A 13,590-nucleotide genomic window follows, 5' to 3' on the forward strand; every position below is an offset into this window, starting at 1 on the left:
GGTATCCCGACGTGCAGTTGACCGACGAAACCACCGAGCCCGACCTCGGTTAATGTCACTGGCACCCGACCGCGCTATCTGGAGTTCTCGTGACATTCGAACCGCCCGCATCCACCCGGAGCACCCGATGGGCATGGGGGGCCGTGGTCGCGGGTGTGATCTGCCTCGGGTTCCTCCTCATCCTCAGCGTGGACCCCCGGTACTTCTACGTCGACGACACCGAGTCGGGCGCGGTCGGCAACTGGATCCAGCTCGGCCACCTGATGCGCGAGGGTCAGTGGTTCCCGACGCTGGTTCTCGACCAGTGGATGGCGGGTAACTACCCGGTCGAGGGCCAGGGCGGCCTGTGGAATCCCGTCCAGATGGCGATCAACTACGCCGCCCCGTCGGTGGACAACCTCGCCCTGCTGGCGACGGCGGTCAAGCTCGGGTTCTCGATCGTCCTCGGCTGGGGCGTCTACCGGGTGGCGATGGAGTACGGCGCCCGCCCGGCCTGGGCCGCGGTCGCGGGCGCGGCCGCCCCGTTCGGCGGTTTCACCCTGTACTTCGAGGACCCGTCCTGGGTCACCTCGCTGATCGGCATGGCGTGGGTGGTGCAGGCCTGGGCCAGCGGGGTCCGGTACGCGCGCGGCCGGTCCGGACCGCTGCCCCTGTTCGCGTTCCTCTATCTGGCGATCAGCGTCGGCTACGCGCATTCCGCGCTGATGGCCGGCGTGCTGATCGGCTGCCTGATGATCGGCGAATACCTGTACCAGCGACGCTGGCGACCGTCCCTGCTGCTCGGCGGGGCCGGCGTGGCCGCAGCGGCGTGTGGCGCCATCACCTTCCTGCCCGGGATGCTGTCCTCGTCGGTGACCTGGCGCACCGGCGAGGAGGGCGCGCTCAACGACAACTTCCTCACCGCGCCGTGGTCGGAGACGTTCACCGCGAGCATCCCGTCGTCGGTGTCGAGCATCGAGTCGTGGACCGGGGAGACGACCACCGCGCCGATCACCTACATCGCCTGGTTCGCGATCCCGGCGCTCGCGTTCATCGCGTGGCGCAAGGCCCAGCCCGCGCTGCGGGAGTTCTCCGCCCCGCTGCTGCTGCTCGGTTTCATCCTGCTGTTCACCTCCGGTCCCAGCGATATCGGCCAGATCCGGTGGCCGGCACGGCTGCTGCCGTTCGTGGCCGTGATCTCCCTGGTGCTGCTGGCGGCCCTGCTCAGCCGCTACGGCACCACCCGCCCGCTGCGCCCACGGTTGGTGGCGGCAGGCCTGCTGGTCCTGGTGCTGGTGCTGCGCGCGAGCTCGTCGGGACCGCAGTACTTCGGGCGCCATGTGATGTGGGGCGCCCTGATCGCGGTCTTCGGTGTCCTGGCCCTGTACCTGGCCCGGCGGTTCGGCGATCGTGCCGTCGCGGCGCTGCTGATCGCGACCAGCCTGCCGATCCTCTTCTACCAGGTCTCGACCTACTCGCCCGTCCTGAGCACCTGGCACCTTCCGTCGAGCCAATCCGAGGCCAAGTCCGAGTTCCCTCGCTGGGAGGGCACCACCCTGCAACTGGGTACCAGGAGCCTGACGGAGGATGCACCCGACAGCCCGAACCTGCCGTGGCATTCGCAGGTGTACGGAAACTACGCGAAGGTGCTGGACCTCGATTACGTCAACGCCTACACCCCGATCGGACACCAGGGCTTCGGGGATCTGCTCTGCATCAAGTACGAGGGGTCGACCTGCAAAGACGCCTTCCGCAACGTGTTCGCGATCGATCGGTACACGGGAAAGACCTTCGCCGACCTGATGCTCCTCGACCGTGTCGTGGTGCAGAAGGCGCAGCACCCTGGCCTCGATCGGAAACCAGCGCCCGAGGGTTGGCAGTGGGTGACGCCGCCGGAGACCTCTGCCCCGCGCCCTGCCTCGGACCAGATCTATGTACTCGAACGGATCGATGGGCGCGTCTCTGACCAGCCGGGCCGGGTCTCCGCGACGGTCGGTGCCGACGCGGTCCCGGAATCGGCGAGTGTCAATTCCGAACGCGTGCGCGTGACCTCGCCCAACGGAGGAAGTGTGATCTTCGCCCGGCTGGCGTGGCCCGGCTACCGGGCGACGCTCGACGGTCAGCCGCTGCAGACCAAGGGACTCGGCGACACGTTCCTCTACGTCGATGTCCCGCCGGGCACCGACAACGCCGAGCTCGAGATCACGTTCCGTCCGCCGGGGCAGCGACTGGGTTTCGCGGCCGCCGGGTTCGGGATCGTGGTGATCGTCATACTCACAGGGCTGTACTACCGCGGCCGTCGCACCTCCCGCGCCGACGCCCCGGTGGATGCGAACACCAGCGAGGCGTGAGCGGGCGGACCGGAAAGGTTGTCGATGAGTCGAACGCCCTCACCCGACGTCATGGCGACGACCGGGAGCGACTCGCTGCCCGCGGGTGAAGGCGCGGCGTCGCGCAGGAGCCGGCTCGCCTGGGTGCTGCTCGCCGCGGCGGGGCTGCTCGGGGTGCTCGTCCCGCTGACCCTGTCCGCGGCGACCGGCGGCCTGTCCATCCCGCACAACGACGCGTGGTCGTACAGCCGGATCGCGCAGACCTTCGGGAGCACCGGGGGCATCGAACTGCTCGGCTGGAACCGTTCGGCGCTGTTCGGGCTATTCATCGTGCTGGGGCCGCTCGCCCGCTGGCTGGTCGCCCAGCACCTCTTCGTGGCCCTGCTCGGCGTGGTCGCGCTCGCGGCGGTGTACGACCTGGTCGCGCCGTCGGTGGGTCGGGCGCGCGCCGCCCTCGCCGTGCTGATCGTCGCGATCTGGCCGGGATTCGGCCTGCTGACCACCAGCTTCATGCTCGACGTGCCCGCGATGGCGGCGATCATGGTCTGCCTCGCCGTCGGCCGAAGGGCACTGCGGAGCGGGTCGCTGGTGCTGCTGGCGGTGTCGATGGCCGTCGGATTCTGGGGTTTCACGATCCGCGAGCAGGCGCTCGCCGCACCGGCCGCGGTGTTGGCGGTCGCCACGGTGACCGCATGGCGCTCGCGGCGCAGGCGTGACTGGATCGCCGTGGCGGGTGCCGGCGCGATATTGCTCACCGCGGTCGTCGGGTTCGAACTGTGGCGCCAGTCCTTCGGCGCAGGCGACCCGCCGGTGCTGGCCGTGCCGGAGAGCCTGGCGAAGGTCGGCGGACGCATCCTGGTCCAGGGCTATTTCGTCCTGGCACTGGGTGCGGCGCCCGCGGTGCTGCTGGTGGCTCGCCCGTGGCGCTGGGGCCGCGGCGCGCTCCTCGCCTCCGCCGCGGCCGCGGGGGTCGCGCTGTGGACGGTGTACCGCTACGGCACCAAGAACTTCTTCGTCGGCAACTACCTCGACCCCGCCGGGCCGTACTGGGCAGCGGGCCACGGCCGCCCCGCCGCGATCTTCCCCAGCGTGCTGTGGTGGCTCATCGTGGCGCTCGCGTGCGGTTCCGGGGTGCTGCTCGCCGGCGTGCTCACGCGACAACTCCGCCGGGTCGACCCGGTGCTCGGCACGTTCGGGGCGCTGATGGTGCTCGGCAATCTCGCGACCGCGTTGACCGGGCAGAACCTGTTCGACCGCTACTGGCTGCTGCTGCTGCCGACGCTGCTGGCGATCGTCCTGTCCGAACGGACCGGACTCCCGTCGACGCCGCCGCGGCACCCGACCCTCGCCCGCGTCGCCGAGCGACTGCCCGCCGCGGCCGCGCTCGCCGGGCTGGCGGTCGTCTCGCTGATGATCACCGCCGCCGGTCTCGCCTACGACTCCGCCCGGTGGAACGCGGCCGAACACCTGGTGGCGACGGGCGTCCCGGCCGTCGACGTCGACGCCGGGCTGGAATGGAACGGCTATCACTCGGCCGTCGGCATGTCGCCGCCCGGTTCGTGGATCTTCCCCGGCAACCGCTCCTGCTACCTGGTGAGCGTCGCGGAGCGCCCTGGCGAGGACGCCGCGATGGTCTGGACCTACCGGCCCCTCCTGGTCGCGGGCAATGCCCGGCTATGGGTCTACGGCGACGATTGCCCGTAGGCCGACAACGCGGCAGACATCACACGGTGGCGGCGAACACACGACGTGGGCGTTCGACCGCCGTCGGCCCGAGTAAACTCCCAGCCCGTGACCTCCGATGACGCCCGACCCACGGTGGCTCCGCACCGGATCTCCGTCGTGGTGCCGGTGTACCAGGGCGCTCAGACGCTGCGCGCGCTGATCGACGAGATCCTGCCGTGGACGACGCCCCGCTTCACCCCCGCAGGCCGACCGATGCTGGTCGAGGAGGTCCTGCTCGTCTTCGACCACGGCCCCGACGACTCGGCCGAGGTCATCCGGCAGCTGGCATCCGAACACTCCTTCGTCAGGCCGATCTGGCTGAGTCGGAACTTCGGACAGCACCCCGCGACCCTGGCAGGTATGGCCTCGAGCGGGGGCGAGTGGATCGTCACCATGGACGAGGACGGTCAGCACGACCCCGCCGCGATCGGCGGACTGCTCGACACCGCACTCGACGAGCAGGCCACCGTCGTCTACGCGAGCCCGACGAACGCCGCGCCGCACGGGATGCTGCGCAACGCCGCCTCCAGGGGCTCGAAGTGGCTCATCGCGCGCGCTCTGTCCGGCGACAACACCCGCAGCTTCCAGAGCTTCCGGCTGGTCCTCGGCGAGGTCGGCCGCTCGGTGGCCGCATATGCCGGGTCCGAGGCCTACCTTGACGTCGCGCTCGGCTGGATCGCGGGCGACGTGACGACCAGCCCGGTGGCGCTGCGCGCCGAGCACGGCCGCCGCTCCGGCTACCACCTGCGCAGCCTGCTCTCCCACTTCTGGCGCATGGTGCTCTCCAGCGGGACCAAGGGCCTGCGCATGGTCAGCTTCATCGGGGTGCTGTTCGCCGCCCTCGGCCTGGCGCTGGTGCTGTACGTGCTGGTGTCGTACCTGTTCTTCGATGTCCACAGCGAGGTTCGGGGCTGGGCCTCGACGATGGTGATCCTGCTGTTCGGCATGGGTGCGATCCTGTTCTCCCTCGGGGTGATCGCCGAGTACGTCGGGGTCAACGTGAAGACCGCGATGGGCAAGCCGCCCTACCTGATCGTCGGCGATCCGGCGGCGGGCCCGCTCGGACGGGCCGAGCCGGTGCCGCACGAACACCGAACCGACCCGGCGGAAGCCTGACTTGAACACCCCGACCTGGGTCGTCGGCGGCGGCGGACTGCTCGGCAGCGCCGTCACCCGCGAGCTCGGGCGACGGGGCCTGCGGGTCGAGACCAGCCGGGTTCCCTGGCACGACGGCGACCTCGCCAGGAAGGTGCTCTTCGCGGACGCTCGCCGGGTGATCGACTCGGCCGAGGGTGGACCGTGGCGGCTCGTCTGGTGCGCCGGGATCGGCGTGAACGGCACCACCGCCGAAGAGTTCGCCGCGGAGAACGCCGTCGTGTCCGACGTACTGGGCGAGATCGCCCGGATCGCCCGCGGCCCCGCGGGACCCGGCGTGGTCCTGCACGCCTCCTCGGCGGGCGGGGTGTACGCCGGCTCGTCCGGGGCGCCCTACACGGAGGACACCGACCCGGTACCGCTCGGCGACTACGGCCGCGCGAAGCTGGCGGCCGAGCAGCTGATGCACCGCTTCGGCGCCGACACAGGGTCGTCCGTCGTCGTGGGGCGGTTCGCCAACCTGTACGGACCCGGCCAGAACCTGACCAAGCCGCAGGGACTCATCTCGCACCTGTGCCGCGGCTACCTGATGTCGGCACCGATCTCGATCTACGTGCCGATGGACACGATGCGCGACTACCTGTTCGTGACGGACGCGGCCGCGATGGTCGCCGACGCCCTCGACCTCGCGCAGTCCCGGCCCGGCGAGCGGGTCACCAAGATCTTCGCCTCGGGCCAGAGCACCACCATCGGCGCCCTGCTCGGCGCCTGCCGGACGGTCTTCCGCCGCAAGCCCACCGTCGTGCTCGCATCGTCGCCGCTCGCGAACGTCCAGTCCGGGGACCTGCGGTTGCGCTCGACGGTCTGGCCGGAACTGGATCGCCGGCCGTACCGGACCCTGCCCGCCGGCATCGCCGCCACACTGGAGGCGACCCGGCACTCACTCGGCCGGTAGTCGGGTCAGCTCGCCGGGTCGGCGGACCCCAGCACCGTCTCGCCCGCCGCGGCGTAGGCCCGTTCCGTGGCGTCCTTCTGCGGACGCCACCACTGCTCGTTGTCGCGGTACCAGTCGACGGTCGCGGCCAGGCCGGAGCGGAAGTCCCGGTATCGCGGCTGCCAGCCGAGCTCGGTGCGCAGCCGGGTTGCGTCGATGGCGTATCGCATGTCGTGGCCCGGCCGGTCGGTGACCGCGTCGAAATCGTCCGGATCCTTGCCGAGCAACTCCAGGATGGTCCGCACGACGGTGCGGTTGTCGACCTCGCCGTCCGCGCCGATCAGGTAGGTCTCCCCCGGCGTGCCGCGCTCGATGATCGTCCACACGGCGCGGTTGTGGTCCTCGACGTGAATCCAGTCACGGACATTGAGGCCCTGACCGTAGAGCTTCGGCCGGACACCGTCGAGGACGTTCGTGATCTGCCGCGGGATGAACTTCTCCACGTGCTGGTACGGCCCGTAGTTGTTCGAGCAGTTCGAGATGGTCGCGGAGATGCCGAACGAGCGGGCCCAGGCGCGCACCAGCAGGTCGCTCGACGCCTTCGTCGAGGAGTACGGGCTCGACGGGTTGTACGGGGTGGCCTCGGTGAACCGCGCCGGGTCGTCGAGTTCCAGGTCGCCGTACACCTCGTCGGTGGAGATGTGGTGGTAGCGCACGCCGTGCTTGCGAATGGCCTCCAGCAGCGTGAAGGTGCCGATCACGTTGGTCCGCACGAACGGGGACGGATCGCCCAGCGAGTTGTCGTTGTGCGACTCCGCCGCGAAGTGCACGACGAGATCCGTCCCGGCGATCAGCCGGTCGACCAGGTCGGCGTCGGCGATGTCGCCCTGGACGAACTCGATCCGGTCCCGGACCGGCGCCAGCGATTCGACGTTGCCCGCGTAGGTCAGCGCGTCGAGGACGGTCACCTCCACATCGGGCCGCTCGTCGACGGTCTGCTGGACAAAATTGGCGCCGATGAATCCAGCACCGCCGGTCACGAGTAGCTTCACGGTCCGCACGATACCGGTGGCCGGAGTTTGCCAGGGAACCGAACACTGGAACACTGCCCGCTATGCGCGGAATCATTCTGGCCGGTGGAACAGGGTCCCGGCTGCATCCGATCACGCTCGGGGTCAGCAAGCAGCTGGTGCCCGTGTTCGACAAGCCGATGATCTATTACCCGCTGTCGACGCTGATGTTGGCAGGCATCCGCGACATCCTGGTGATCACCACCCCCGAGGACGCCGAACAGTTCCAGCGGCTGCTCGGGGACGGATCCCGCTTCGGTGTCTCCCTGACCTACCAGGTGCAGGCCGAGCCCAACGGGCTGGCGCAGGCGTTCGTGCTCGGCGCCGAGCACATCGGTTCGGACTCCGCCGCGCTGGTGCTCGGCGACAACATCTTCTACGGACCCGGCCTTGGTACCCGGCTGACGCGGTTCGAGAAGATCGAGGGCGGCGCGGTGTTCGCGTACTGGGTCGCCGACCCGACCGCGTACGGCGTGATCGAGTTCGACTGCGACGGTCGCGCGATCTCGCTGGAGGAGAAGCCCCAGCGGCCGCGCTCCAACTACGCGGTGCCCGGGCTGTACTTCTACGACAACGAGGTGGTGTCGATCGCCCGCGACCTGTCGCCGTCGGCACGCGGCGAGTACGAGATCACCGACGTCAACCGCGCCTATCTCGAGGCGGGCCGGCTGCAGGTCGAGGTGTTGCCGCGCGGCACCGCGTGGCTGGACACCGGCACCTTCGACTCGCTGCTCGACGCCTCGAACTACGTACGCACCATCGAGGAGCGGCAGGGCCTGAAGATCGGCGCGCCGGAGGAGGTGGCCTGGCGGCGGGGCTTCATCACCGACGACGAGCTGCGGGTGCGGGCCGAGGCCCTCGTCAAGTCCGGTTACGGCAACTATCTGCTCGGTCTGCTCGACCGCGGCAAGGAATGGTGAGGAATGCAGTTTCGCGAACTGAAAGTGCCCGGCGCCTGGGAGTTCACCCCCAAGCAGCTCGGTGACGACCGCGGGGTGTTCCTGGAGTGGTTCCGGGACCCGACGTTCACCGAGGCCACCGGCCGCACCCTCGACCTGCAGCAGGCCAACTGCTCGGTCTCCGCGGCAGGCGTGCTGCGGGGCGTCCACTTCGCCGACGTGCCGCCCGGCCAGGCCAAGTACGTGACCTGCGTCCGCGGCGCGGTCCTCGACGTCGCGGTGGACCTGCGGGTCGGCTCGCCGACGTTCGGGGTCTGGGACGCGGTACTGCTCGACGACGTCGACCGCCGTGCGGTGTTCCTGAGCGAGGGTCTCGGACACGCGTTCCTCTCGCTCGAGGACGACTCCACCGTCGTCTACCTGTGCTCGACCGGGTACGCGCCGGGCCGCGAGCACGGCATCGATCCGCTCGATCCGGAGGTCGGCATCGACTGGCCCACCGCGGGCCGGGACGGCACCGAGTTCGAGTTCCGACTCTCCGACAAGGACGCGGCCGCGCCGTCGCTCGCCGCCGCGCTCGAGTCCGGGCTGCTGCCGCGGTTCGGCGCCGGTACCCAACCCCTCGGGTAGGGTGCACCGGGCAGTACCACCAGCGATGAAGGACCACCAGTTGACCGACCGAGGTCCCCACGACCCGAGTTCGGGCACCGCCGAGGCGACCCCGCCCGCGGGCATGTCGGGCGGCGCCGGACCGCTGATGCGGCTGGTGAAGAACCAGGGGCTGGCCTTCCTGCTGGTCGGCGGGTTCAACACGGCGCTCGGCACGGCCTGGTTCATCGTCTGGCAGCTCGCCCTCGGCGACCAGCTCGGCTACCACTTCGCGATCGTCGCCGGCTACCTGTGCAACGTGCTGTGCGCGTTCGCGATGTACCGCTACCTGGTGTTCCGCGTCCGCGGGCACCTGCTGCGTGACCTGTGGCGGTTCGTCGTGGTCAACTTCGGCGCCTTCGCGATCAACATGGCCCTGATGACGCTGGCGGTGTCGGTGTTCGGGTTCCCGCCGATCCCGGCGCAGATCGCGATCACCGCGGTGACCGCGACCGCGAGCTTCTTCGGGTATCGAGATTTCTCCTTCAGTAGAAAGAAAAGGTCTGGTTCCGCATGACGCCTCGGGTCTCCGTCGTCGTTCCGGCGTACAACAACGCCGACTACATCGCCGAAACCATCGACTCGATCCTCGGACAGACCTTCGAGGACTTCGAGCTGATCATCGCCGACCACTCGTCGAGCGACGGCACCCTCGCCGCCCTGGCCCCCTACGCCGACGACCCCCGCGTCACGATCCTGAACACCCCGGCGGGTGGAGGCGCCAAGGCCAACTGGGACCGCGTCAGCCAGGCCGCGAACGGCGACCTGCTCAAGCTGGTGTGCGGCGACGACACGATCTTCCCGACCTGCCTCGCCGAGCAGGTGGCCGCGTTCGACGAGCACCCGGAGACGGTGCTGGTCGCCTCGCAGCGCACCCTGGTCGACGCGGCGGGCAAGACCGTGCTCGCCGCCCGCGGACTGGCGGGCCTGTCCGGGCCGGTCAGCGGTCGGGTCGCCGCACGGCGGGCCGTGACCGCGGGAGCGAACATCTTCGGCGAGCCCGGCTGCGTGCTGATGCGACGGGCCGTGCTCGAGAAGATCGGCTGGTGGGACGACGCCAACCCGTACCTGATCGACGAGGCCACCTATGTCGGCGTCGCCCTGCACGGCGACGTCGTGGCGATCCCCCGTCCACTCGCGTCGTTCCGCATCAACGCCGGCCAGTGGAGCGTGCGGCTGGCGCGCCAGCAGGCCTCCCAGGCGGCGGCCTTCCACGAGGCGCTGCGGGCGGCCGAACCGGGACTGCTGTCCGCGATGGACGTGCGGATCGGCAACGCCAAGGCTCTGGGCACCTCGTTCATGCGCCGCGCCGTGTACATGGTGCTCAAGCGACGAATGGGCTGACCGAGCAGGCGCTCAGTTCCAGTTGATGCCAAGGGATCCGAAGCCGACCGATCCCAGTCCGGTGACGAGGATTCCCTCGGTCAGGATGCCGGTGTTGCCCGAGCCGGTGTTGAGCGAGCCGGTGTTCAGGGACCCCACGTTGCCGGATCCCGTGTTCCCGAACCCGACATTGCCCGAGCCGGTGTTCGCGAACCCGATGTTGCCCGATCCGGTGTTCGCGGACCCCACGTTGTCGGAGCCGGTGTTGTAGGACCCGGTGTTCTGCGAGCCGGTGTTGTCGGGGCCGTTGTTGGACGATCCCGCGCTGCCGGAATCGAAGGTGAGCCCGAGGCTGCCGAGCCCGGCGAAGCCCGTGTTCAGGCTGCCGATGGCGGGGTGGGTCAGCGAGTCCGCGAACTCCGCCAGGCCCGTCGGCGGCGCGGCGCCGGGCGCAGCAGGGCCGGTGGACGCGACGGCGATACCTGCCGAGCCGGCCGTCACGAGCGCCGATGCGAGGGCGATGGTCGTCGCCCGAGCGAGACGACGCGACCTCCCCTTCGATGTGACCTCCATGGAAGTGCCCCTCCCCGGTTCGCAACGAATGAACGTGCACGCGCCAGGGACGCTACCGCCGCAACCGCGCCGAACTGCCGAAATCGGCACTATTCGGCGAGTCCGGCAGTGAAGCGGGGCGCCAAACGCCCGACCGCGCATGGGCCGTCCGCGTAATCTTGAACGACCGCACCACGCCGACCAGAGCCCCCTCCGGATGCTGGGTGGACATGACCAGGACCGAGCGCGACCGGACCACCCCGCAGCGTCGCCGTGCCCGCCGGACGCTGGCGATCCTGGCCGTCGCAGCGGCCGTCACCGCAGGCCTGCTCGCCGGCCAACGCCTGGCCTCGGACCCGCCGAACCAGCTTCCCGCCCCGGCACAATCGGGCGTCGTCGCCCCGGAAGTCGCGACCCCGCAGTCGATTCCGCCACCAGCACCACCGCCGCCGATCCTGCTCACCCCCGAACAGATCCACCAACGCGTGGCGCCGACGACCGTGCACCTGATCTCCCGCGTCGGCTGGCGCGAGATCGCGGGGACCGGCATCGTGCTCACCCCGGACGGCCTCGTCCTGACCAACCATCACGTGATCGACGGCGCCACCGACATCATGGCGGTGAACCAGGGCAACGGCGCTAGCTACGACGTCGAGGTGGCCGGGTACGACCGGACCCGCGACCTCGCGGTGCTGCGACTCGCGGGCGCCACCGGGCTGCCGACGCCCGCGCTCGGCCACTCCGCCGCGGTACGGACCGGCGATCCGGTGACCGCCATCGGCAACGCCGAGGGCGCTGGCGTCCCGCTGGCGGCGGGCGGCATCGTCACCGCCCTGAACCGATCCGTCACCGCGCGCGACTCGGCCGACGGCTCGACCAACAAGCTGTCCGGCCTGATCGAGGTGAACGCCGACATCCGGCCGGGCGATTCGGGCGGGCCGCTGGTCGACGCCACCGGCTCCGTCATCGGGGTCAGCACCGCGGGCACCGCCGTCTCGCACGACGAGGGGCCGACACCCGCACCGCCGCGGGAGATCAAGTCGTTCGCGGTCCCGATCGACGAGGCGATCGCGGTCGTGGACCAGGTCCGCGAGGGCCGCGGCTCGGAGACGGTGCACGTCGGGCCGACGGCCCTGCTCGGCATCAGCGTCAGCGACTCCGTCACGGTCCCCGGCGCCCGGGTGGTCGCGGTCAGCTACGGCACGCCTGCCGAGGGGGCCGGGCTGGTGCGCGGCGACGTGATCACGACCTTCGACGGCAAGCCGATCCGGACCGCGGCCGAACTCACCGCGATGATGGTCGCCCGGCATCCAGGCGATCGCATCGAACTGGGGTGGACCGACGCGAGTGGCGGGTCGCGGTCCGCGACGATCGTGCTGACCACCGGTCCGCCTCGGTGACCTGCCCCTCCAGCTCAGCCGGTGGCTTCCGAACGCACGACGGGCGCCTCGCGAGGCGCGGATACCCGATCGAGCCGATAGTGCAGCCGCATCGCCACCCGTCGCCACATCCGCAGCACGTGGTCGGTGCGGAGGACGCCTTCGGTGTCGACGTAGATGCGGAACTCCTCGCGGATCGGGACCCGGGCCGCATAGTGGCGCCCCCGCTCGAGGACGGTGACATAGGCGCCGTCGGCACCGAACTCGCCTGCCGGGGACTCCAGGAGCAGCGACCCGTCGGGGCCGTTCTGCGGGCGCAGGAAGACCTGGACATTGCCGTGCTCCAGCGGGAAGCTCACGTGGATACTGGGCCGGTCGTGTCCGGGTAGCAGGGCGCTGCGGTAGTACCCGCTGTACATGAAGTCGCCCGTACCGCGCAGCGTCCGCAACCAGGCCGAGCCGGCGTGGTTGCCTTCGCCGTCAACCACTTTCGTGATCGTGGTGTCCACCCCGTGCGCCGCGGCGAGCGGATCGACCGGGAGTGCCAATTGCTGCACCCGCTTGCCGTACAACCGGCCGATGATCGATCCGGCCGGCGCGAACAACGGTGACCACTTGGTCCAGATCTCCATCCGCCATTGGCTGGTGTGCTCGTAGAAATCCCGGATCGCCGGATCGAGCCGCTCGGGGTCGAATCCGGGTCCGGCGAGACACTCCATGTCCGGCAGCAGTCCGGCGTCGGCATCCGCGGCGATGAGCGCTCCGCCGAGTCGCTCCGCCTCGGCAGGAAGCCAGTGGTCCCGGACGACGCCCGCCGCCGAGGTGGGTGCCGTCAGCCACGCGTGGTCACCGCCCAGGTCAACGGGACGCCCCGCCGTGCGCCACCACATCCGAGACGCCCTGTCCGCGATCGGCCACAACCGATTGTGTTCCACGCGGACAGCGTGTCACAGCGTGACCGCGCTAACCGGTTCGCTAGTGGATCTTGAAGATGACCGCGCGCTGGACGACGAAATTGATCACCGTCGCGGTGCCCTGCGCGATGACGAAGGCCAGCGGGGTCCGCCACCACTCGTCCGCGAACACGTTGTTCATCAGCTCATTGAGCCCGACCTGCACGGCGAAGGTCACCGCGTAGAGCGCCACCACCGCGACGAATCGGGCGCGGCTGGGCGGCGCCTTGAACGTCCAGCGCCGGTTGATCAGGTACGCGGTGCTGGTGCCCGCGACGAAGCCGATCGACTTGGCCACGAAGCGCGGCAGCCCGAGCGCAAGGAACAGCGTGTACAGCCCGTAGTCGACGACCGCGGACAACCCACCCGTCGCGATGAAGCGCACCATCTGCGTCTTGAGGTCCACATCGGTGCCGCCCGGCTCGTCGACGAGGGGCAGCTCGACGGGTAGCGGCAGGTGCGGCTCGGGGGCGCTGGCGGTTCCGGACACCGGTCGAGAGTAGGCGACGCCGCCACCGGTGCGCGCGCGTGACCTCTCACACAACCCCTGGACCTCCAGTGCGGTTGAGGTTGCAGGATCGGGTTCACGTCAACCGCTAAAGGAGCATCTCGTGTCTGTCTACTCGCTGCCTGAACTGCCCTACGACTACGCCGCCCTCGAGCCGCACATCTCCGGCAAGATCATGGAGCTGCACCACGACAA

The 13,590-nt window shown here is 70.0% G+C and carries 13 protein-coding genes and 1 pseudogene; 10 read left to right on the forward strand and 4 right to left on the reverse strand.

What is annotated here, in order from left to right:
- Positions 1–89: 89 nt before the first annotated feature.
- The 4 genes from C8K38_RS19840 (at position 90) to C8K38_RS19855 (ending at position 6,084) form a co-directional block, all read left to right on the forward strand.
- The gene (locus tag C8K38_RS19840; RefSeq protein WP_097213118.1) at positions 90–2,330 is read left to right on the forward strand and encodes a hypothetical protein; all 2,241 of its coding nucleotides are present in this window, start codon (positions 90–92) and stop codon (positions 2,328–2,330) included.
- Positions 2,331–2,354: 24 nt separating this feature from the next.
- Positions 2,355–4,013 (forward strand): glycosyltransferase family 39 protein, encoded by a 1,659-nt coding sequence (locus C8K38_RS28010; protein WP_097213119.1) that lies wholly within the window; start codon positions 2,355–2,357, stop codon positions 4,011–4,013.
- 129 nt (positions 4,014–4,142) lie between these two features.
- The gene (locus C8K38_RS19850; protein WP_097213158.1) at positions 4,143–5,150 is read left to right on the forward strand and encodes a glycosyltransferase; all 1,008 of its coding nucleotides are present in this window, start codon (positions 4,143–4,145) and stop codon (positions 5,148–5,150) included.
- Position 5,151: 1 nt separating this feature from the next.
- On the forward strand, positions 5,152–6,084 hold the full coding sequence (locus tag C8K38_RS19855) for an NAD-dependent epimerase/dehydratase family protein (RefSeq protein WP_097213120.1): 933 nt from the start codon (positions 5,152–5,154) through the stop codon (positions 6,082–6,084).
- Positions 6,085–6,089: 5 nt separating this feature from the next.
- Here C8K38_RS19855 and rfbB read toward each other — a convergent pair whose 3' ends face one another.
- Positions 6,090–7,115, reverse strand: coding sequence for a dTDP-glucose 4,6-dehydratase (gene rfbB / locus C8K38_RS19860; RefSeq protein ID WP_097213159.1), 1,026 nt, complete (start codon positions 7,113–7,115; stop codon positions 6,090–6,092).
- A gap of 62 nt (positions 7,116–7,177) precedes the next feature.
- On the opposite strand from rfbB, the gene rfbA reads away from it, so the two are divergent.
- Genes rfbA through C8K38_RS19880 form a run of 4 tightly spaced genes read left to right on the forward strand, consistent with a single transcriptional unit; the run spans position 7,178 to position 10,024 of the window.
- On the forward strand, positions 7,178–8,053 hold the full coding sequence (gene rfbA, locus C8K38_RS19865) for a glucose-1-phosphate thymidylyltransferase RfbA (protein ID WP_097213121.1): 876 nt from the start codon (positions 7,178–7,180) through the stop codon (positions 8,051–8,053).
- Positions 8,054–8,056: 3 nt separating this feature from the next.
- A complete protein-coding gene (locus C8K38_RS19870; RefSeq protein WP_097213122.1) occupies positions 8,057–8,662 on the forward strand; it encodes a dTDP-4-dehydrorhamnose 3,5-epimerase family protein in 606 nt (201 codons plus the stop codon).
- Between the two features lie 40 nt (positions 8,663–8,702).
- Positions 8,703–9,197, forward strand: a complete 495-nt coding sequence (locus tag C8K38_RS19875) for a GtrA family protein (RefSeq protein WP_306455747.1) — start codon at positions 8,703–8,705, stop codon at positions 9,195–9,197.
- Positions 9,194–10,024, forward strand: a complete 831-nt coding sequence (locus tag C8K38_RS19880) for a glycosyltransferase family 2 protein (protein ID WP_097213124.1) — start codon at positions 9,194–9,196, stop codon at positions 10,022–10,024. Before C8K38_RS19875 ends, C8K38_RS19880 begins: the two co-directional genes overlap by 4 nt.
- Before the next feature lie 12 nt (positions 10,025–10,036).
- On the opposite strand, the gene C8K38_RS19885 is transcribed toward C8K38_RS19880, so the two are convergent.
- Positions 10,037–10,576, reverse strand: a complete 540-nt coding sequence (locus C8K38_RS19885) for a pentapeptide repeat-containing protein (RefSeq protein WP_097213125.1) — start codon at positions 10,574–10,576, stop codon at positions 10,037–10,039.
- A gap of 209 nt (positions 10,577–10,785) precedes the next feature.
- Here C8K38_RS19885 and C8K38_RS19890 point away from each other — a divergent pair, with 209 nt between their 5' ends.
- Positions 10,786–11,955, forward strand: coding sequence for a S1C family serine protease (locus tag C8K38_RS19890; RefSeq protein WP_097213126.1), 1,170 nt, complete (start codon positions 10,786–10,788; stop codon positions 11,953–11,955).
- 14 nt (positions 11,956–11,969) lie between these two features.
- Here C8K38_RS19890 and C8K38_RS19895 read toward each other — a convergent pair whose 3' ends face one another.
- A complete protein-coding gene (locus C8K38_RS19895) occupies positions 11,970–12,869 on the reverse strand; it encodes a hypothetical protein (RefSeq protein ID WP_257017627.1) in 900 nt (299 codons plus the stop codon).
- A gap of 40 nt (positions 12,870–12,909) precedes the next feature.
- The gene (locus tag C8K38_RS19900) at positions 12,910–13,377 is read right to left on the reverse strand and encodes a GtrA family protein (RefSeq protein ID WP_097213128.1); all 468 of its coding nucleotides are present in this window, start codon (positions 13,375–13,377) and stop codon (positions 12,910–12,912) included.
- A 121-nt stretch (positions 13,378–13,498) separates the two neighbouring features.
- Between C8K38_RS19900 and C8K38_RS19905 the strand changes: the two are divergent.
- Positions 13,499–13,590: pseudogene (locus C8K38_RS19905) on the forward strand (superoxide dismutase); the annotation flags it as partial.

The sequence above is a fragment of the Rhodococcus sp. OK611 genome (assembly GCF_003050885.1).
Taxonomy (GTDB): Bacteria; Actinomycetota; Actinomycetes; order Mycobacteriales; family Mycobacteriaceae; genus Rhodococcus_G; species Rhodococcus_G oryzae.

Excerpts from the sequence above, each read along its gene's own strand:
- C8K38_RS28010 (WP_097213119.1), top strand. The coding sequence starts at position 2,355 with ATGAGTCGAACGCCCTCACCCGACGTCATGGCGACGACCGGGAGCGAC.
- rfbA (WP_097213121.1), top strand. The coding sequence starts at position 7,178 with ATGCGCGGAATCATTCTGGCCGGTGGAACAGGGTCCCGGCTGCATCCG.
- C8K38_RS19870 (WP_097213122.1), top strand. The coding sequence starts at position 8,057 with ATGCAGTTTCGCGAACTGAAAGTGCCCGGCGCCTGGGAGTTCACCCCC.
- C8K38_RS19880 (WP_097213124.1), top strand. The coding sequence starts at position 9,194 with ATGACGCCTCGGGTCTCCGTCGTCGTTCCGGCGTACAACAACGCCGAC.
- C8K38_RS19885 (WP_097213125.1), bottom strand. The coding sequence starts at position 10,576 with ATGGAGGTCACATCGAAGGGGAGGTCGCGTCGTCTCGCTCGGGCGACG.
- C8K38_RS19890 (WP_097213126.1), top strand. The coding sequence starts at position 10,786 with ATGACCAGGACCGAGCGCGACCGGACCACCCCGCAGCGTCGCCGTGCC.